Annotated in this window: 19 protein-coding genes; 10 read left to right on the top strand and 9 right to left on the bottom strand. The window is 55.9% G+C overall.

From position 1 onward, the window contains the following. The first annotated feature begins 59 nt into the window (after positions 1 to 59). Positions 60 to 722: a cupin domain-containing protein gene (locus AAAH10_RS11710; protein ID WP_343563728.1), complete on the top strand. Its 663-nt coding sequence runs from the start codon at positions 60 to 62 to the stop codon at positions 720 to 722. Between the two features lie 82 nt (positions 723 to 804). Beyond that, entirely contained in the window at positions 805 to 1,116 is a 312-nt protein-coding gene (locus AAAH10_RS11705) for a Dabb family protein (protein WP_343563726.1), read from the top strand. 29 nt (positions 1,117 to 1,145) lie between these two features. On the opposite strand, the gene AAAH10_RS11700 is transcribed toward AAAH10_RS11705, so the two are convergent. Together AAAH10_RS11700 and AAAH10_RS11695 are read right to left on the bottom strand one after the other, a co-directional pair. Beyond that, on the bottom strand, positions 1,146 to 2,027 hold the full coding sequence (locus AAAH10_RS11700; protein ID WP_343563725.1) for a TIGR01459 family HAD-type hydrolase: 882 nt from the start codon (positions 2,025 to 2,027) through the stop codon (positions 1,146 to 1,148). Positions 2,028 to 2,133: 106 nt separating this feature from the next. Further along, the gene (locus AAAH10_RS11695) at positions 2,134 to 3,567 is read right to left on the bottom strand and encodes an EAL domain-containing protein (protein WP_343563724.1); all 1,434 of its coding nucleotides are present in this window, start codon (positions 3,565 to 3,567) and stop codon (positions 2,134 to 2,136) included. Between the two features lie 156 nt (positions 3,568 to 3,723). Between AAAH10_RS11695 and AAAH10_RS11690 the strand changes: the two genes are divergently transcribed. Beyond that, positions 3,724 to 4,614: an aldo/keto reductase gene (locus tag AAAH10_RS11690; protein WP_343563722.1), complete on the top strand. Its 891-nt coding sequence runs from the start codon at positions 3,724 to 3,726 to the stop codon at positions 4,612 to 4,614. A gap of 28 nt (positions 4,615 to 4,642) precedes the next feature. On the opposite strand, the gene AAAH10_RS11685 is transcribed toward AAAH10_RS11690, so the two are convergent. Beyond that, positions 4,643 to 5,914 (bottom strand): multidrug effflux MFS transporter, encoded by a 1,272-nt coding sequence (locus AAAH10_RS11685; protein WP_343563720.1) that lies wholly within the window; start codon positions 5,912 to 5,914, stop codon positions 4,643 to 4,645. 151 nt (positions 5,915 to 6,065) lie between these two features. On the opposite strand from AAAH10_RS11685, the gene AAAH10_RS11680 reads away from it, so the two are divergent. Further along, a complete protein-coding gene (locus AAAH10_RS11680) occupies positions 6,066 to 7,346 on the top strand; it encodes a methyltransferase (protein ID WP_343563718.1) in 1,281 nt (426 codons plus the stop codon). A 7-nt stretch (positions 7,347 to 7,353) separates the two neighbouring features. Here AAAH10_RS11680 and AAAH10_RS11675 read toward each other — a convergent pair whose 3' ends face one another. Then, entirely contained in the window at positions 7,354 to 8,298 is a 945-nt protein-coding gene (locus tag AAAH10_RS11675) for a DMT family transporter (RefSeq protein ID WP_343563717.1), read from the bottom strand. Positions 8,299 to 8,358: 60 nt separating this feature from the next. Then, the gene (locus AAAH10_RS11670; RefSeq protein WP_343563716.1) at positions 8,359 to 9,384 is read right to left on the bottom strand and encodes an asparaginase; all 1,026 of its coding nucleotides are present in this window, start codon (positions 9,382 to 9,384) and stop codon (positions 8,359 to 8,361) included. A gap of 189 nt (positions 9,385 to 9,573) precedes the next feature. Here AAAH10_RS11670 and AAAH10_RS11665 point away from each other — a divergent pair, with 189 nt between their 5' ends. The 3 genes from AAAH10_RS11665 to rlmN all read left to right on the top strand — a co-directional run bounded on the left by AAAH10_RS11665 (position 9,574) and on the right by rlmN (position 12,316). Beyond that, on the top strand, positions 9,574 to 10,122 hold the full coding sequence (locus AAAH10_RS11665) for an RNA methyltransferase (protein WP_343563715.1): 549 nt from the start codon (positions 9,574 to 9,576) through the stop codon (positions 10,120 to 10,122). 212 nt (positions 10,123 to 10,334) lie between these two features. Beyond that, positions 10,335 to 10,931 (top strand): invasion associated locus B family protein, encoded by a 597-nt coding sequence (locus tag AAAH10_RS11660; RefSeq protein ID WP_343563713.1) that lies wholly within the window; start codon positions 10,335 to 10,337, stop codon positions 10,929 to 10,931. 215 nt (positions 10,932 to 11,146) lie between these two features. Next, a complete protein-coding gene (gene rlmN, locus AAAH10_RS11655; RefSeq protein ID WP_343563711.1) occupies positions 11,147 to 12,316 on the top strand; it encodes a dual-specificity RNA methyltransferase RlmN in 1,170 nt (389 codons plus the stop codon). Positions 12,317 to 12,380: 64 nt separating this feature from the next. On the opposite strand, the gene AAAH10_RS11650 is transcribed toward rlmN, so the two are convergent. Then, positions 12,381 to 12,938 carry a cysteine hydrolase family protein gene (locus tag AAAH10_RS11650; protein ID WP_343563709.1) on the bottom strand — a complete coding sequence of 186 codons (558 nt, stop codon included), beginning with the start codon at positions 12,936 to 12,938 and terminating at the stop codon, positions 12,381 to 12,383. 134 nt (positions 12,939 to 13,072) lie between these two features. Here AAAH10_RS11650 and AAAH10_RS11645 point away from each other — a divergent pair, with 134 nt between their 5' ends. Both AAAH10_RS11645 and AAAH10_RS11640 read left to right on the top strand, forming a co-directional pair. Beyond that, positions 13,073 to 13,522, top strand: coding sequence for an Lrp/AsnC family transcriptional regulator (locus AAAH10_RS11645; protein ID WP_343563707.1), 450 nt, complete (start codon positions 13,073 to 13,075; stop codon positions 13,520 to 13,522). A 120-nt stretch (positions 13,523 to 13,642) separates the two neighbouring features. Then, entirely contained in the window at positions 13,643 to 14,569 is a 927-nt protein-coding gene (locus tag AAAH10_RS11640; RefSeq protein ID WP_343563705.1) for a DMT family transporter, read from the top strand. A gap of 94 nt (positions 14,570 to 14,663) precedes the next feature. Here AAAH10_RS11640 and AAAH10_RS11635 read toward each other — a convergent pair whose 3' ends face one another. The 3 genes from AAAH10_RS11635 to AAAH10_RS11625 form a co-directional block, all read right to left on the bottom strand. Further along, complete coding sequence (locus tag AAAH10_RS11635; protein ID WP_343563703.1) at positions 14,664 to 15,056, bottom strand: YkvA family protein; 393 nt, start codon at positions 15,054 to 15,056, stop codon at positions 14,664 to 14,666. A 10-nt stretch (positions 15,057 to 15,066) separates the two neighbouring features. Next, positions 15,067 to 15,369: a 4a-hydroxytetrahydrobiopterin dehydratase gene (locus tag AAAH10_RS11630; RefSeq protein ID WP_343563702.1), complete on the bottom strand. Its 303-nt coding sequence runs from the start codon at positions 15,367 to 15,369 to the stop codon at positions 15,067 to 15,069. 201 nt (positions 15,370 to 15,570) lie between these two features. Beyond that, positions 15,571 to 19,170 carry a hydantoinase B/oxoprolinase family protein gene (locus AAAH10_RS11625; RefSeq protein ID WP_343563701.1) on the bottom strand — a complete coding sequence of 1,200 codons (3,600 nt, stop codon included), beginning with the start codon at positions 19,168 to 19,170 and terminating at the stop codon, positions 15,571 to 15,573. A gap of 150 nt (positions 19,171 to 19,320) precedes the next feature. On the opposite strand from AAAH10_RS11625, the gene AAAH10_RS11620 reads away from it, so the two are divergent. Continuing rightward, entirely contained in the window at positions 19,321 to 19,845 is a 525-nt protein-coding gene (locus AAAH10_RS11620) for a winged helix DNA-binding protein (RefSeq protein WP_343563700.1), read from the top strand. The last annotated feature ends 134 nt before the right edge of the window (positions 19,846 to 19,979 follow it).

The raw sequence follows: 19,979 nt of genomic DNA, 5'->3' as shown, positions 1-19,979 counted from the left end.
AACTTGCAGACTGGCAGAAACACACTACCTGTTAGTAGACAAAAATGCAGGAGGACACCATGGAGCTCAATTCCGATTTTTCCAAGCGTATTCTGATTCGAACCTCGGAAAACCCCTGGCGGGAGTCTCCGGCTGCCGGAGTGGAACGAAAAATGCTGGATCGCATCGGGGATGAAGTTGCACGCGCCACCACAATTGTCCGCTTTGCGCCGGAAAGCGCCTTTGCAGCCCACACTCACGGAGGAGGCGAAGAGTTTATCGTCCTCGAAGGCACCTTCCAGGATGAGCATGCCGACTATCCTGCAGGAAGCTATGTCCGCAATCCGCCAACCACCCGTCACACACCACGTTCTGATGACGGTTGCACCATTTTCGTCAAGCTCTGGCAGTTTGATGAAGCCGATCGCAACCAGTTTGATCTGATGATGTCACCGGACAGGGCGGTCGCTGACACCCATCGTTCCGGTGTCAAAAGCCAGCAGCTTCACAGGGACCAGCGCGAAGCGGTCTCCTTTGAAGTCTGGGACGCCGGGACAAGCCATGAGCTGGATGCTTCCGGTGGTGCAGAAATCCTCGTTCTGGAAGGCGAACTTCAAGAAGGAGGCGATCATCTGACCAGACAGGACTGGCTCAGGCTCCCGGCCGGCAGTCACACCATCCTCACCAGCGGAGAGAACGGGGTTCGCTTCTGGATCAAAACGGGCCACCTGCGCTTCGTCTGAAAAAACAGCCCTGAAACCATCCGGGACACCGGCCTGTGCTACAGTTGCGCTCAACCGAACCAGCCCGTTCAGGAAAGCGATCATGATCAGACATCTTGTCTTTCTCCGCTACAAGCCGGAGATCCCGCAGGACACCAGGCAAAAACTGATGGAGGCCCTCTCGGCACTCCAGGAGGAAATCGGCGGCATTCTGGCTTTTGAGCACAGGCCCAACGTTTCACCGGAAGATGCTGTTGTCCACAATTTCCGCGACATGTTCTGGTTTGACTTCAAAGATGCCGAAACGCGTGACAGCTACCTTGCAAACAGCAAGCACAAAGCCATTGGCAAGCAGCTTGTGGAAGCAACAGAAGGAGGCATCAAAGGCGTCTTCGTCTGCGATATCGAACTATAACCAGTCCCGCATTCACAAGGCTGCAGGGATCAGAACCGGAAGACCGGCAGAGCCGCAACAGGCTGTGTTCCATAATCGTTGCAGAGTTCTTCCAAAGCGGCTTTACCCTGCGGACTGTCCAGATCACCGATCTGATCCTGATGGATCCCGCCCGCAATAAAGAGGGCAGCCATACCGGCACGGTTTGCGCCTGTCACATCCGTACGCAGGGAATCCCCGACAGCAATCGCACGGGACAGGTCATCCACGCCCATTAACTCCGCGCAACGGTGATAGATATCCTGATGGGGTTTGCCGTGATACTGAACCCGGCCACCCAGCGCTTCATAACGTTCTGCAAAGGCTCCGGCGCAGGTTTCCCGGCTTCCTCCGCGAACAACAACAAGATCAGGATTTGCACAGACCATCGGGCAGCCCCGCTCTGCTGCCGGCTTGAGGAAATCGTCATATCCGGTCGGGTCCAGATCCCGCGGGGAATGTTCCATCAACCCACAAAGCAAAAAGAAATCGGCATCCTGCGGATCCTCAACAAACTCCAGATCCAGCCCCTTTTTCATTCCGTTGTCCCTATGCGGACCAATCAGAAAGACCTTGCGACCCAGCGTCCCGTAAAAATCACCTGTCGGGTTCTTCAGATTTTGCCAGGTCACCTCACCGGAAGACAAAACGGCATCCGCCATTTCCTCTGCAATGCCCTGCTCCCTGTTGCGTGCAACTACAGCATCCACCCGGCGCGGCGCATTGGAAAGGATCACAATCCTCTTCCCGGCCTCCCTCAAGCCTTTGAGAGCCTCCAGAGCTTCAGGAAAAGCCTGTCCTCCGCTGTGCATGACACCCCAGAGATCAATGACAAAACCGTCGTAGTTGTTCAGAAGCTCGGATGCACCCCGGATATAGCGAATGGAAGCCATGGGAAATCTCTTTTCATGGAAGGAATGGTCTCATCTGCTTTGCAGGAAACTGCCGGTTTTTCAAGCCCGGAACGATGCAGAAAGGGAAAAAGGACAGTTGGCCCTTTTACTCACGGCTCGGACGTGGCTCACCAAAGAGGAACCCCTGCCCGTAACTGACATCGTAATCCAGCATCTGGATCAGCACGTCTTCCGACTCAACCTTTTCCAGAACCAGCTCAACAGGCAGCTCCGCGATTTCATCCTGCAAGCGCTGTGTGGCCGTTGGGGATGCCAGCATCTGTTCTGCTGTAACGCGGATAAAACGCACGTCGCGGCGGGCCATCATGCCCGGATCAAAATCAAAGTGATTGACGGTATCCACCGAGAAGCGGCACCCCAGCTCGAATAGCTTGCGCAGATGGCGGTGATCCGGCTCTTCAAACTCCAGGAACTCGTCCAGACGAAACTCGAGAATAATGTAATTGGCCAGATGCTGATTGCTGCGGATGAACTCGATAAAGTCATCAAAAAACGCCCGATCCCGCAGGGAATGGGCCGAAAGATTGATAAAAAAGGACAGTTCTCCGTTTCGGCGGGCCACCTTGCGCACAGACTGAACAGCCCGGAACAGCAGCATGTTGTCGATTGCCGTAATCAGCCCGGCATCCCGCGCGACACGCACATAGTCGTTCGGCATGATCAAACCACCCTCGGGCGTGTTCAGGCGACTGAAGCATTCATAGAACCTGAGCTTGCGCTGGGGCAGTGAAAAAACTGGCTGCATGAAAAGCTCAACGCGATCCTCGCGCGTTGCCTTGCGCACGATATCCAGCAGTTCGCTTTCATCCAGACCACGCACCACCGGAGCCAGCATGACAGCAGGCACAACATCACTGTTGATCTGGGCCTCGTTGCTCTCCATCTTTTTGGGCAGGAAATCGGACCAGAAGTTTTCATCCTTTTCCGCTGCATTTGCCCGGCGACGATTGAGATCAACAACACGGGCATCGGACAAACCGTTCCCGTCGCGCTTGAAGCGATCATGATCTGACAGGACAGGATCAGAACGCATGGGCTCCCCCGCTCCCTGACTGGCTGAAAGGAACTCCGGCAGGGGAGAAAAGTCACTTTGTCCGCTCTCGACAAAGAAACCGTCCTGAGGATTGGACAGGGCCGGCATCAGGGATTTCAGCAGGTTCAGTTCACTGAGGGCTTTATTGAGGATGCCTTCCTCCTCATCCAGCGCCTCACGCTGTGCAGCTGATTCCAGTGCTTCCTGCAGGCCTTCCAGTTCGCGCTGACACAGACCGATCCTGTCGCGGAGAACGACCTGATTGTGATGGAGAACATCCATTTTTCGGCGCGAGGCATCTTCTGTCAGCCTTCTGCGCACAAGCTCGTGCGCGCCTGCTGCCACCAGAAAGAAAGCCAGCCCGAGCAGCCAGGCATCAAAGGAGCGCAACCCCTGCAGAACATCAGCCCCCCAAAGGGCAAGAAAGATTGCAATCAGGCTGTAACCCAGAAAAAGAGCGATGTGGACAGGGCCAGTCAGAGCCATGGAGTCAGATATTCCTTGAAGATGATAGAACCGAAACCTAGCATAGCAGCCCTTGAAAGAGAGTTAACAAAAAACGCTTGTCCTCAATCTCTTACCGACTGTTCTGCCTGTGTATTTCCTGTTTCTGAACACATTTAAAAAGTAAAGGCCCGCAGCATGCAACGTGTTTCTCTGAACCCGGATCTCAACCTCAGCCGCCTTGTCTACGGGATGTGGCGCCTTGCCGATGATCAGGATCGCTCTGCCGGCAGGACAGAGGCAAAGATTCAAGCCTGTCTTGAACAGGGTATCACGACCTTTGATCAGGCCGATATCTATGGCGGTTACCAGGCTGAAACCATTCTCGGGGAAGCTCTGAAAGCAAATCCGTCCCTGCGCCCGAAGATGGAAATCATCACCAAATGCGACATTGTCGTTCCCGGTGGTCCCTTTTCCCGTAAGGGTGTCAAACACTACAACACATCAAGGGAATATATCGAAGCCGCCGTTCAGCGCTCCCTTTCGAAAATGTCGACAGACTATCTGGATCTCCTGCTGCTTCACAGGCCCGATCCCCTGATGGACCATCACGAGACCGGCGCGGCTCTGGACGATCTGGTTAAAAGCGGAACAGTGCGCGCCATTGGTGTTTCCAACTTCCGCCCGTGGGACTGTGAGCTTCTTCAATCGGCCATGAGCAACAGGCTGGTCACAAACCAGATTGAAATCTCCCTGGTACAGCTGGCCCCCTTTACAAACGGAGACATCGCCTTTCATCAGAAAAACAGCCAGGCCCTGATGGCCTGGTCCCCGCTGGGAGGCGGCCGGATCCTGTCCGACAGTGGCGAACTGGGGCAGACCCTGGACAGGATCGCCGGGGAAAACGGCGTTGATCGCGCGGCCGTCGCAACGGCCTTTCTTCTCCATCACCCGGCGAACATCATGCCGATCATGGGCACAAACACCCTTGAACGGATTGCCTCCATTTCAGATGCCCTGCGCGTCAGGATGGATCGCGAGGACTGGTTCCTGCTCTACACGGCTGCCCTTGGTCACCGGGTGCCGTGAAACCAAGGGGGAGAGCTCTGTTTCGGCTTTACGCCTTTCTGAGTGCCAGAAGCCAAAGCAGGACACCCCCCATCAGCGCAGACAGGAACATGGTCAGGGCAACCGGGAAGAGCGTCTCCCCGACAAAGAGTGACGACAGGCTGCCAAGCCCTGCCCCCATCAGAAAGGTCGCTGCACCGCTGACTGCTGTTGCCGCTCCCGGACGATCTCCGAAATTGGCAAGATAGCAGGTCATGGCATTTGGTCCGTGCATTCCCAGTGCCCCGATCGCCAGAACAATACCGGGCATGACCAGCGCAATTGAAACAACCCCAAACGCAACCGGAACAAAGAAAAGCAGGGCCCCTGCAATCTGCAGGAAGACCGCCGTTTTCAGCAGATCCTCCGGCAATCTGTAGCGCAGGAAAAAACTGTTGAGACGGTTCATCACCATCATCAGGGCAATGTTCGCTCCGAAAAGCAGCGGGAAGGTTTCTTCGGAATAATCAAAATAATCCAGATAGATAAAGGCTGCATGGGTCAAAAATACAAACATTGTTGCCCAGCCCAGTGCCAGCGACCCCAGATAGCCCCAGCCCCGCCTGTGCCGGACCACACCGCCATAGCGACGAAAGGCCTCGAACAGTCCCCTGCTGGGAGGCGCCGTTTCAAGCGGCAGAACCGTTGGACGCTTGCCGCGCGTTTCCGGAATAACCATCAGGAAAACCGGCACGAGAATCAGGGAATAGACGCCCAGCATCACAAAAATGGAACGCCAGCCCCACAGCTCCAGCAACCCCACCCCGAGCGCGGGGGCAACAAGCGGGGCCAGCATCATGATAAAGCTCACCAGTCCGAGCAACCGCGAAGCATCCTTTCCTGTAAAGAGATCGCGCACCAGAGCATGGGGATTGACCATGATAAAACCCCCGCCGACTGCCTGACACACCCGCCAGAACAGGAAAAGCTCCAGTTGATCCGTAAAGCTCAGGGCAAAAGAGGACAGACAGAAAATACCAACCCCGATCACACCGATAAAGCGTCGCCCGTAGATGTCCGAGAGCGGTCCACCCAGAAGCTGACCAAAGGCATAGCCGATCAGATAGGCACTGACAGAAAGCTGCACATCCTCGACCAGGGACAGGTAATCCTGTGCGATGGCCGGAATGGCCGGAAGATAAACATCAATCGCCAGGGGGCTGAGAGTGATGACAAAAGCCAGAATAAAGGCCAGACGACGCGCATCTGTAATACCCGGAAAACGTCGCTTTTGACTGTCGTCTTCATCTTCTGACAGCACGCTGTCTTCATGACCTTGCATGGGTTCCGCCTGTTTTACTGTTTTTTTCTGTTCATTCCATAAGCCCAGAGACCTCCCGGCCTTGCAAGAACTTTTAAAAGAAACTTGCAGATCAGAAGCTTTATGAGGATGATCCCCGCACTTTCCTTCGCACTCCGGATCCGAAAAGACCATGAACCAGAACAAGACAACAGCGATCAGCACACTGCGCGACCAGTATGAAAACTATCCCTATCCGGATCGCAGGGCCGCAGATGAAAAAAAACGCCTGATCACTGGTTCACCCGGCATCCTCAACGAGATCAATCATTATCTCTTTGGCGGACAGCGCGACTTTTCAAAGCCCTTCCGTGTCCTCTTCGCAGGTGGCGGGACAGGCGATGGCACCATCATGCTTGCCCAGCAGCTGGCAGATGCCCGTGAAGCAGGCTGGATCACCGGAGAAGCGACCGTCCATTATCTGGATCTTTCACAAAAGGCACGCGAAACAGCCGAGGCACGGGCCAAAGCCCGCGGTCTGACCAATATCACCTTCCACACCGGCTCCCTGCTCGAGCTGCCCACCATGGGACTGGGAGAATTCGACTACATCGATTGCTGCGGCGTGCTCCACCATCTGCCGGAACCAGGCGAGGGACTGAAGGCTCTTGAAGCTGTCCTGGCACCCCGGGGCGGTATCGGGATCATGGTCTACGGCGCGCTTGGCCGGTCCGGGCTCTATCCGATGCAGGATGCCCTGCGCCGTCTGACATCCGGCCTGCCCGACCTCAAGGATCGCGTGGTCCTTGCAAAACGCGTTCTGGCCGACCTGCCCGACACCAACGGCTTCAAACGCAATCCCTTCCTGAACGATCACAGGGAAAGTGACGCGGGGCTGGTGGACCTCCTGCTCCACTCCTGTGACCGGGCCTACCGGGTTGAACAGCTGTACGATCTCGCCCAATCTGCCGAACTTCAGATCACAAGCTTTGTCGATCCGATCCGCTACAGGCCGGAGACCTATACAAAAGACCCGAAAGTCAGGGCTGCCTTTGCCGGGCTGGACAGACAGCAGAGCGAGAGCCTTGCAGAGGAGCTCGCAGGCAATCTGAAGGTTCACATCGCCTATCTCACCCGACAGGATGACCGGGCCAGTTCCGGGGTGGCCCGACCGGAAGACGACATGCTTCCGGTTCTGCGGGACATGGAAGCGGCACAGCTGGGAGCCTTTTGCAAAAAGAACAGGAAATTCCCCGCCTCCGCTGACGGCCTCAAGCTCAGTCTTCCATTGCCACGTCTGGCCGGAGCAATTGCAGAGCGCTGTACAGGGCAGATGACTGTGGGTGAAATCCTCGTCGAGCTGCAGGAGCTGGACCCCAGACTTGATCGCTCAACCTTTGACCAACAGTTCCGGGAATTTTTCGACATCCTCAACGGGATCAACCGCCTCTATCTGCGCAGGCGGGAGATCTGAGGCACCATCAGGCATCGCTGCTCCTGCGCAGCGACAGCACAATACCGCCTGTCACGACACCAAGCCCGATGACGGTTTCCACAGATGGGACTTCCCCCAGAACCAGCAGGGCCAGAACTGTGGCCCCGGCCGGAACCATGGCTGTGAAGGTCGCCTGTTTCGACGGCCCCAGAATCAACGCCGTTTTGACAAAGCAGCTCATGGCAAGCAGCGTTACGATGGGGCCCTGATAAACGGCCTGAAAGATCACCTCTTCCCACGGCCAGTCTTCAACGGCTGTCATCCGGAGATGTGATTCACCGAAACCGGCAAGCCAGATGATCAGAATCATCACCAGTGAAAAGCTCGGCACAACAGTCATGGCCTGGGCAGGCCGCACCCCCCACAGCCCCACAGAAACAGTGTAAAGCGCAAAGAAAAGACCTGCCCCCAGGAACAGGAGATCCCCGAACCAGACAGCCTGGCCACTGTCGCCGGAAAAGCTACTCCAGCCCACCAGGACACACCCGGCGACCAGAAAAAGGATCGAGATCAGCCTGTTCAGGCTCACCTTCTGACGGATCCAGAGGAAAAGCAGCAGCGCCACAAAAACGGGAACCGCACCATTGATAAAGATCCCTGCGTGCGCCGCAGGAGCATAGGCGAAACCGCCATAGGCCATAACCGCATAAGGGGTTCCGATGCCTGTCGTGATCACCAGTGCCTGAAAGAAACTCAGGCCGTGCCACCAGCCCCGCTTCATCCAGCGATTAACCAGAAAGGGCAGGATCAATGCTGCAGCGGTCAGGTAACGAACAAGCGTGATGTCAATTGGTGTCAGGGTCTGCTGGACACCGTAGCGCGAAACCACAACCCATCCGGACCAGATCAGCATGCCGAGCGTACCGCAAAGATAACCAAAGAGCTTGCTGGTCCAGAAGTTTTCCGGCTCTGAAAGGGCGGGGTTACTCATTGTCAAATCCGGTCCGGGGTCAGGAGACCCGACACCCTCTCCTGTCTTGGAGGGGATCAGTTAAAAGGGCAACTGTCTGGGAACACGCACATCCCCGACATGAACCCCTGCGCGATTGCGCAGCGGCTGCGTGATACGGTCTTTCAGTTCGGCTTCTGCTGCATCATCAAGGATTTTCAGTTTTCTCAAAACAGCCAGCAGGGCTGTTTCAGCGGCACGTGTCGCACCATCGCGCGCCTTGAGAGCAATACCAAGACCGTCTTCCGGCAAAATGGCACAGAAGAAACCTTCCGCACCGGTTTTGACAACAGCCCTGCCCTTGAGGGCACGGATCACATGGGAACAGAAACGATCTGTGCCTGCAATCATCACCGGTTCCCTGACAATCGCCTGAACAATACGCTCACAGGCCTTTGCGCGAGCCGCAGGCAGATCAACCGGATCAGCCATACGCGCCATACCCAGCGCGGTCTTGGCAAGGGAAATTCCGATCACGGGAATGCCGCAGCCGTCTGCACCGCGCGGTGCATTGCCAAGATCTTCGGAACACATGCTTTCCAGCACGCCCAGAATGCGCTGCTGAACAGGGTGTTCATACTTGATATATCCCCCGGTCGGCATGCCGCAGTGACGGGCAAAAGACAGAAATCCCGTATGCTTGCCGGAGCAGTTGTTGTGCAGGGCAGAAGCCTCGCCATTGGCGCGCAGAAGAGCCTCCATCGACGGCAGGTGATAGGGCAGATGCGCACCGCATTCCAGATCATCAACACTGCAGCCGATTTTTTCCAGCCACCCGGCAACGGTTTCAGTGTGAACTGTCTCGCCATCATGGCTGGCACAGGCCAGCGAAAGCTCCCGGTCTGTCAGGCCGAAGGCATCCGCTGCACCGGTTTCAACCAGTGGGATGGCCTGCAGCATTTTCAGTGAGGATCGCGCATAAACCGGAACATTGTAGTCTCCTGCAGCAGTGATAACCTTACCCGCAGCATTGACCACCGCAAAGGAAACCTCATGGCGGCTTTCCACCATTGTTCCGCGAGTGACTTCGACTTCGATGTTGCTGGATACGATATCGGATTGCTGCATTATTCTGTCCTGAAAATAACCTTGCCGCGGCGTCATGTTTTCTGCCACAGGAAACCCATGACTTGATTTTCTGGTCAAGACGCTATAGGCGAAGAAGCTAATCAGCCTCTCCCGGCTTTGCAAGAACTGGATTGTCACCCTGACAATTATTGAACCCGAGGCAAAGCCTGCAAGAAACAGGATCGAACAATGCAAATGCGCGGTTTTTTCGGAATGGGTGTAGAAGGTGGCAACAAGGCCATGAACCTCGGCAACCTGATCCGCAGTGCCCACAGTTTTGGCGCCAGCTTTTTCTTTACGGTGAACCCGAACTACAATTCCCGTGAAGTCCGGATGTCCGATACATCCTACGCAGAAAAGAACATGCCCCTTTACACCTTTGAATCAGCAGAGGAAATGGTGCTGCCCAAGGGTGTTCAGCTTGTCGGCGTCGAGCTGACAGACGAATCAATCGAGCTGCCAAGCTTCCGCCACCCGACGCAGGCGGCCTATATCCTCGGCCCCGAGAAGGGAAGCCTCTCCCCCGAGATGCAGGCCCGCTGTGACTACATGGTCAAGATTCCGATGAAGTTCTGTGTAAACGTCGGCGTTGCAGGAGCTATCGTGCTTTATGACCGCCTGATGTCCATGGGCCGTTTTCCCAAGCGTCCTGTCAATCCCCGTGCCGCCCTTGAGGCCCTGCCGGAGCACGTCCACGGCTCGCAGGTTATCCGCACAGGCAAAAACACGGACAAGTAGGGTTCTGTCATAAGAAAGCTGTGAACTCTTCGCAAATGGCTTGTTCAATGCTGCATATTTGCGTAACGTTCCCGACCATATAGTGATTTCACGAAGATCACAAAAAGGCCACACCAGCTTTCTTACGGACTGGGCATTTTCGCCACAGAATTTCCAATATTGGCATTTATGTCATTAATGACAGCAATCGACGGACAAGGATAGGAAGACCCTTGAAGACTACAAAAAGCCAACTGAACTCTGCTCTTCAGACTGTTACCAGACGCTGCCGCGACACTGCAGGCAAGGCTGTTCAAGGTCTTGCAGCCGTTGGTGCCCTGTCAGCAGCCCTGTTGACCTTTTCCTCCCAGGAGGCGTCTGCCCAATCCGTCAGGGTGCTTCTGGAAAGCCGTGACTGGACAGCCTACAGCTTCCAGGAGAACGGAAAGACAGTCTGTTATATTGCCTCTGCCCCGACCAAGGCAGTCGGCAACTACACCAAACGTGGCGACATCTTCATGCTGGTCACCCACAGGCCTGCAGAAAAGCTCTGGAACGAGGTCAGCATCTCCACAGGTTACACCTTCAAGGACAAGAGCGAGGTCGATCTGGCAATCGGCAAGCAGAAGTTCAAGTTCTTCACGGGCGGCGACACAGCCTGGGCCTATGACACTGCAGCAGACCAGAAGATCATTGATGCCATGATCAAGGGCAGCACCCTGAAGGCTGTGGGCTATTCCAGCCGGGGGACAAAGACAACCGACACCTATTCCCTGAGTGGTTTCACAGCAGCTTACAAGGCGATCAACACCACCTGCAAAAAGCCCTGATCTGCCCGGAACATCCTTTAGGAAAAGCCCTGCCCTCTTCCGGGACGGGGCTTTTCTTTTGCTTGAGACTTGATTCCTTTTATCCACAGGAGTAAGTAAGGCGCCAGAACCTGACCGCAATGCGCTTCCTGCTCCCGCTCTGGCACTGACCAGACATCTTCCCGGAAGCGCGCCTGCCCGAACGGGTCAAGGCGGTCTTCACACTGGAGCCTGACATGACGGATCAAAAAGCAGCCAAAGGCCACGCCGCAGCCTTTGCACCACCTTCCCTTACGGCAAAAGACGGACGCAAGGTCCTGGTCGGCCTGTCTCTCGAAGAGATGCAGGATGAAATCACCACCATGGGGGAATCAAAATTCCGCGCCAAGCAGCTCTGGCAGTGGATTTACAATCGCGGAGCCAGCGAATTTGCGGACATGACCTCCCTCAGCAAAACCTTTCGGGCCAAGCTGGAAGAGCACTATGTCGTCGGACGCCCGGACGTTGTCGAGGATCTGATTTCCTCTGACGGTACACGCAAATGGCTGCTCCGTTTTGCAGATGGCAATGAAGTCGAGACTGTTTTCATTCCGGACACAGAGCGCGGAACCCTCTGCATCTCCTCACAGGTTGGCTGTACCCTGACCTGCAAGTTCTGCCACACCGGGACCCAGCCGCTTGTGCGCAATCTCTCCCCCATGGAGATTGTCGGCCAGTTGATGCTGGCGCGTGATGCCATGGACGAATGGCCCAGCTCGGCCCCTGACCGTTCCATCACCAATATTGTCCTGATGGGCATGGGCGAGCCGCTGTACAACTACGACAATGTTGCCAAGGCCATGAAAATCGTCATGGACGGCGAAGGCATGTCGATTTCCAAGCGCAAGATCACACTGTCCACCTCCGGCGTTGTTCCGCAAATCTGGCAGTGCGGCGAAGAGCTGAATGTCAATCTCGCCATTTCCCTGCACGCAACAGATGACGAGACACGCAGCAAGATCATGCCGATCAACAACAAGTATTCCATCAAGGACCTGCTGGATGCCTGCCGCAACTATCCCGGCCTGAGCAATGCACGCCGCATCACCTTTGAATATGTGATGCTGAAGGATGTTAACGACAGTCTTGAGGACGCACGCCGTCTGGTCAAACTGCTCAAGGGTATTCCGGCAAAGATCAACCTGATCCCGTTCAATCCCTGGCCCGGCTCCTTTTTTGAATGTTCCTCGCGCAACCAGATCAACCGCTTTGCGCAGGCCCTGAACGATGCGGGCCTGTCCGCACCGATCCGCGCAACACGCGGAGAGGACATTCTCGCAGCCTGCGGTCAGCTGAAATCGGAATCAGAACGCAAACGCAAGGTGCGGCCATCCTCAACGGCTGTCCCGCAGGAAGCCGCAGAGTAGCTTTTCCCGTATCCACAAGGCACAAGGCCGGAGCGCACACTGCTCCGGCCTTGTGCTGTTTCACTCAGAGCAGGTCTGAACTCCTGACCACCTGACAGAACTCTCCATGCAGGTCAGACAGACAGACCCGATGGATCAGATCCGCCGGAAAGCTTTCCCCATCCGGCCCGACCCGGTCAAAGGTTGCACAGGCATCCCCGACCAGACGCACCTCGAAACCGAGATTTCCGGCCATTCGCGTTGAGGTCGAGACACAGTGGTTTGTGGTAAGACCGGAAATGACGAGTCTGTTGATCCCCAAACGTCTCAGCGCGACAGCCAGATGTGTTCCGACAAAGACGGAATTCTCCCGCTTGTGCATCACTTCTTCCCCTTCAAGCGGGGCAAGCTCCGGCACAATCTGTCCCGTTTCCTTTTCCCGGCGCAGGGGACTGGCCGGATTGGTACTGTGGTGAATAACATGAAAGACAGCCCCGTTCTTTTCCCGCCAGTGCGCCAGCAACCGGGCGGCATTGCTTTGCGCTTCCGGATTGTTTCTGTTTCCGCCCCAGTAATCCCAGTCATCAAAACCTGTTTGCCAGTCAATCATGATCAGTGCAGCATGATCAGGTGCGAAGGTCATGGTTTTCTTATCCTCTTGCTATTGCCTTGTTGCCCCCTATGATCCTCCGGGAGACAGACAGTCTCAATATGGGGAAAGCACCAAACTTTCGCTCTTCCATGTCAATTCCACATAGCAGACTGACCAAACGAGACATGAACAGGCCCTCAGACATCATGCTGGATGACCGCGATCAGAAGATCCTGATGCTTCTGGAAGACAATGCCCGCATTCCGATCAGCGCCCTGGCGCGCGCGGTCAATCTTTCCCCGACAGCAGTGCGCCAGCGCATGGCCCGCATGGAAAGGGAAGGCACAATCGAGGGCTTCACAGTTCTGCGCAAAAAGCCTGATGTGACCTCTGCAATGCAGGCCGTTGTCATGCTGCAACTCACAGGGTCCTTCTGCAAAAGACTGAAAGAGGCCTTTGGTCACCTGCCTGAAATCCGCAAGTTCTGGTCCACAGCAGGTGAACTGGATGCCGTCATGCTGCTGGAGGTCACCTCGGTCCAGCGCCTGAACGAGATCACCAGCCAGCTCAACGATCATGACCTTGTCTCCCGGATACAAACCCATCTGATCACCGAAACACAGCTCGACCGCTAGAAGCTTCTGAAAGAACCGGGAACTTTTGCTTGAAACTTCACCGGAGCTGTTCAAGAGTAGGGGAAACAGGTCCTTTCTTCCTGAACACACTTTTTCCTGTTTCTTCCGAAAGTCCGGATTATGCTCGCCCTTATCCCCGCATCCGTTCGGGGACCCGCCATTATGATGCTGGCTGTCGCCGGCCTTGCATTGATGAACCTCACGGTCCGTCTGATGTCGGAAGAGCTGCACGTCCTCCAGACCACCTTTTTTCGCAACGCCTTCGCCCTGCTCTTTATCACGCCCTGGCTGTTCTCAGCGGGCCTGAGCGGCCTGAAGACAACGCGCCTGCGCTTTCATGTTCTCAGATCACTCAATGGCTTTACTGCAATGGTGATCTGGTTTCTGTCCCTCAGTCTGCTTCCCCTTGCAGATGCGACAGCACTGAATTTCACCATCCCTCTTTTCGTGACACTGGGCGCGGCACTCTTTCTGGGTGAAAGCCTTCGCCTGCGACGCAGTCTGGCAACACTGGCAGGGTTCATGGGCGTGCTGATTATCATTCGTCCCGGCTTTGCAGAGGTCTCCCTTGTCACCGGTCTGCCTGTTCTGGCTGCGGCCTTCATGGCGGGTTCGATGCTCATGGTCAAGGCTCTCTCCAGGACGGAAAATCCTCATGCCATGGTCTTCTACATGAACCTCTTCATGACCATCCTGTCGATTGTTCCGGCTCTCTTTGTCTGGATCTGGCCATCCTGGGAAATCTGGCTGATGGGGGCCTTCATCGGTTTTCTGGGGGTTGTCTGCCATATCGGTATCAACAAGGCCATGAAACTGTCCGAGGCCTCGACCCTGGCACCACTGGATTACACACGCATGCCTGTCACAGCCGGCCTCGCCTTTCTGTTCTTTGGCGAGTTTCCAGATCTCTGGACCTGGCTTGGCGCCTTCGTGATCATGGGATCATCCTTCTACATCACCAGACGCGAGGCACAGCTGGCCCGCGAAGGCCAGCGCAATGTCAGCTGTTCTGCAGAAAGCCGCCTGCGCCAGAAACCAGTCCAGTAGGATCCCGAAGGCAAACAGCCTGTCTGTTCCCTCAGTCCGCCCACAACGCAGATCCGGGACGCAAGACAACGGGCCCCTCTTGCCAAAAGCACAGCTAGCGAAACTCCTCCATCTTTTGGCGGGCTTTCTCGCGGTGCTCGTCCGTGATCTCGCTGGACACCGCAGCAATGGCTGCCATCAGGACAGACAGATCGTCCGTGAAGCCGATAAAGGTCAGAAGATCGGGGATCATATCCAGCGGCACGACGAAATAGGCCAGCGCAGCCAGAAGGATCAGGCGGACACGCTTTGGCGTCTTCGGGTCCATCGCACAGTAATAGGCCGCCAACGCCGTTTCCAGAAAGGTGACACGTCCCAGCAACCCCTTCACCTTGGGCCAGAACCCCTGTTCGACCGTCCGCAAGTCCGTGCTGAGCCGGGTCCTGTCCGGATTGTCCGCATCCGGTCTGTCGCGTCTCAAGTCTCTGAAGCGATCAAGGATACGCATCAGCAATCCGTCAGGCCTGCTTTGCAAAGCGTTCGATCTTGCGCGCCAGTTCCAGATCAAGATTGCTCAGACGATCCAGATCATGTGTGGTCAGAGCTATGGAGACGCGATTGTAGACATTGGACCACTCCGGGTGGTGGTTCATTTTCTCTGCAGCCAGCGCAACCCGGTTCATAAAGCCCCAGGCCTGATTGAAGGTCTTGAAAACAAATTCCTTGTGGATGGCATCCCGGCCATGAACCAGCGCCCAGCCCTCCAGTTCCTCAAGGGCTTCCTTGCGCTCGTCTTCAGTCAGTGCATAGGCTTTGCTCATGCTCTCGGTCTCCTTCTGTGCTTCTATGATGTAGGAATATCTCACGGAAAGACCAACAATTTTTGAAATCCGCATGACAAGCCTGTGTCATTCCCGGGGATATTGCGTCTGTCCGGCCCCACAGAAAGCATTACACACAAAAAAGCCCTCCGGCCACATGCAGGCCAGGAGGGCTTTTGACAGAGCTCTTTCCGGAACAGGTCAGGCTGTCCCGTATCCGCCACCTCCCGGAGTGTGCATGACAAAGATATCACCCGGCTGCATCAGAGCCTCGTCATTGCCTTTGAGTTCCTCGACAGAACCATTCTGACGCTCGACCAAGTTCTCTCCGACTTTCGCAGTTCCACCGCCTGCCGCACCGTGAGGGGAGACCTCCCGGTGAGAGGAGAGAACCGTCGCCGTCATTTCCTCGAGGAAGCGCAGACGACGTGTGATCCCGTCCCCTCCGTTCCAGCGGCCCTTTCCTCCGGATCCCCTGCGGATGGAAAACTCCTCTACACGGACCGGGAACCGGCTTTCCAGAACCTCCGGGTCGGTCATGCGGGTGTTGGTCATGTGGCTGTGCACGGCACTGGTTCCATCAAAGCCGTCACCGGCCCCTGCCCCCCCGCAGATCGTTTCATAGTTCTGCAGCCTGTCATTGCCGTAAACAAAGTTGTTCATCGTTCCCTGGGACCCGGCTATCACTCCCAGTGCTCCATACAGGGTATCGGCAATCGCCTGACTGACCTCGGTGTTCCCCGAAATCACAGCAGCAGGGTATTCAGGGTTGATCATGCTTCCCTTCGCAGCCCTGATCTCAATCGGCTTCAGGCACCCCTCGTTCATCGGAATGTCTGCCCCGACCAGCGTGCGGAAAACATAGAGCACCACGGCCCGGCAGATCGAAAAGGGCGCATTGTAGTTGAACTGATCCTGAGCAGAGGTCCCTTCGAAATCAACCAGGGCAGAGCGCTCTGCACGATTGACCGAGATTTTCACCTTCAATTCGGCACCGGAGTCCAGCGGATAGACAAAGGAACAATCCCTGAGGACATCCAGAACCCTGCGGACACTCTCCTCGGCATTGTCCTGAACATGCTTCATATAGGCCTGAACAACCTCCAGCCCGAACTGCCCGACAATCCGGCTCAACTCCTGCGCTCCGGTTGCATTTGCGGCAACCTGGGCAGCCAGGTCGGCCATATTTTCATCAATGTTCCGACAGGGATAGCGACCAGAGGCAAAGAGTTTCCGTGTCTCTGCCTCTCTCAGCCTTCCCTGTTCAACAAGCAGGAAGTTGTCGATCAGCACACCTTCCTCATCAATGTGTCTGCTGTCCGGTGGTGCAGAACCCGGTGTTTTCCCGCCGATATCGGCATGGTGCCCCCGCGATGCCGTCAGGAAAATGATGTTGTCTCCCGCCTCATCAAAAACAGGAGTGATCACTGTCACATCCGGCAGGTGCGTTCCCCCGTTGTATGGATTGTTGATCATAAAGACGTCACCGGGGCTGATCCTGCCATCATTCTCCCGCAGGATCGTACGCACACTCTCGCTCATTGATCCCAGATGCACCGGAACGTGCGGAGCGTTGGCAACCAGATCCCCCTCTGCATCAAAGATTGCGCAGGAAAAATCAAAGCGCTCCTTGATGTTGACGGAATAGGCCGTGTTGGCAAGCGTTGCCCCCATCTGATCCGCGATCGACATGAAGAGGTTGTTGAACACCTCCAGCATCACCGGATCAACAGAGGTACCGATTGCTTCCTCGCGCTGGAGCGGCACAACGCGGCGCAACAGAAGCCCTCCGTCGGACAGGCCTTCAGCAACCCAGCCCGGCTCGACAATGTTGGTCCCGGTGGTTTCAATGATAATGGCCGGCCCCGTGATGACATCCCCCGCATCAATGGTTTCACGCTCCACCAGAGGCACACCCCACCAGTCATTGTTGGTGTACATGCTTGCCTTGCGGCCCTGGTTCCGTCTGCTTTCAGACTGCAGAAGCTGAACACCCTCCCCTGTCGAACCGACAGCCTCTGCTGTCAGGAGATCAATGATCAGATCATCATAATCCGGCACAAAGCCGAACCGCTGTTCATGGGCGCGATCGAAATCCCGGCGCATCGCGACCTCTTCCCCGAAAGAAACGGGAAGGGTCTGATGTGATCCGGGCGTGCGGATATGCGCCGTATAAATCAGGCTCAGACGTGCCTCGTCAATTCCCTGGGACAGTACTTCTTCCCTTGCCTGTGCGCCGATCCTCTCAAGCGCCCTGAGAGCCGCATCCCGTCGGGAAAGCGAGTCCGCAAACTGGTGTTCGCGGATGGCACGAATATCGGCCAGCCCCATGCCAAAGGCAGAAAGAACACCTGCAAAGGGATGAATATAGATACTTTCCATGCCAAGAACATCAGCCACCTGGCAGGCATGCTGTCCACCCGCACCACCAAAGCAGTTCATGGTGTATCCCGTCACATCATACCCGCGCTGCACACTGATCTTCTTGATCGCATTGGCCATGTTCTCGACCGCGATGCGCAGGAAACCCTCGGCCAGTTCCTCAACAGGCTTCGGGGCCTCTCCCGTTTCAGCAGCGATCTCCCGCGCCAGCCTTTCAAAGCCCTCACGCGCGGCCCCGACATCCAGCGGTTCGTTGCCTTCAGGCCCAAAGACAGCCGGGAACTCGTCAGGCTGGATTTTGCCCAGCACAACATTGCAGTCTGTCACAGCCAGCGGACCACCACGACGATAACAGGCCGGCCCCGGATTGGCGCCTGCACTTTCAGGCCCCACCTGCATGCGCCCCTGACGGAACGACAGAATGGAGCCTCCACCCGCAGCGACGGTGTGAATGCTCATCATCGGAGCACGCATCCTGACACCTGCCACCTCGGTTTCAAAGGAGCGCTCGTATTCTCCGGCAAAGTGACAGACATCTGTCGAGGTTCCCCCCATATCAAAACCGATGAGCCTGTCGAAACCCGCTTCCTGGGCCGTGCGCACCATGCCGACGACGCCTCCTGCCGGACCGGACAGGATGGCATCCTTGCCCTGAAACAGCTCCGCATCTGTCAAACCACCATTGGACTGCATGAACATCAGGGCGCCACAGCCTCCCTTGTCCGCGCCGAGCGCATCGCTCACCTGTTTGACATAGCGCCGCAGGATCGGAGAGAGATAGGCATCCACAACAGCCGTATCCCCCCGTGACACCAGCTTGATCAGCGGACTGACCTCATGGCTGAGAGAAATCTGGGAAAAACCGAGATCCTTTGCAATCCGCCCGATCCTTTGCTCGTGATCTGTGAAACGGTACCCATGCATCAGTGCCACGGCAACCGAACGGAAACCCGCTTCCCGGGCCTTGCCCAGGGCCTCCTGGACAGCCTGCTCATTCAGCGGCCTGATCTCGTTGCCATCTGCATCAAGGCGGGCATCAACCTCGATCACCTCGTCATACAGCAAATCGGGCAAAACAATATTGAGATCAAACAGTCTGGGGCGGTTCTGATAGCCGATACGCAACAGGTCGCGCATCCCCTTCGTGATCAGGAGAACCGTGCGATCCCCCTTTCGCTCCAGCAGGGCATTGGTGGCAACCGTCGTCCCCATTTTGACAGAATCAATGGTTCCGGCAGGTATCATCTCCTCAGGCGTCAGCCCCAGCAATTCGCGAATGCCCTGAACGGCAGCATCCCTGTATCTCTCCGGATTTTCGGAAAGCAGTTTGTGTGATTGCAGGCTTCCGTCCGGGCGCCGTGCCACGATGTCCGTAAAGGTGCCACCACGATCAACCCAGAATTGCCAGGTTCCAGACATTTTGTGCCTCCCAGAAAGATACTGTCTTTGTATGTTGACCAAGAAAATAATCAAAACACTGACATTTTGTCAACGTTTTGATTAAATCATTGAAAAAACACCCCGACACATGCTAGAAATGGTACAGACGCTTTCAAAAGAGATGGCAAAATGAGCGAAAAGACCAAGAAAACCAAACCGATAGTCTCTTCCCTGCATCTGGCGAACAGCAGTGAGGGCTGGCAGATCAGCGAGCTTGAATATGCCATGATCATGACCTTCAATGCCTTTTCCCGCTGGATGATGCATTGCATGAAAGCAGTCGGTTACAAGGATTTCAGCCCTCTGGACATCCTCGTTCTTCACAACGTCAACCATCGCAACAAGGAAAAGCGGCTGGCAGACATTGCCTTTATTCTCAACATCGAGGATCTGCACACCGTCAACTATGCGCTCAAAAAGCTTGTGAAGCTTGGCCTGGTCTCCGGGAAGAAAACCGGCAAGGAGATGTTTTACAGCACCACCGCCAAAGGCGTCGAAGCCTGCGAAGCCTACGCAGAAATCAGAAAGGTCTGCCTGCTGGAGACCGCAAACCTGTCCACATCGGACTATGAGGAAATCTCGGAAATTGCCAGATTTCTCAGAAGCACCTCGGGCCTTTACGATCAGGCCTCAAGGGCCGCTGCCTCACTCTGACCAGCCCCCCACGGTACAGGCCTCCGAACCCGATCACCCGTTTTCGCGGTGATCTCCGGTCTGTTTCCCGCCCGGTATCAGGCAATAACACGTCATCCGGATCAAAGAGACACCGAAATGATTTGACTCTTTGT

Origin of the sequence: Carbonatibacter coralli (assembly GCF_039592655.1) — a bacterium.
In the GTDB taxonomy this organism is placed as follows: Bacteria; Pseudomonadota; Alphaproteobacteria; order Kiloniellales; family Kiloniellaceae; genus Carbonatibacter; species Carbonatibacter coralli.
This window is presented reverse-complemented; position numbering and strand designations above follow the sequence as displayed.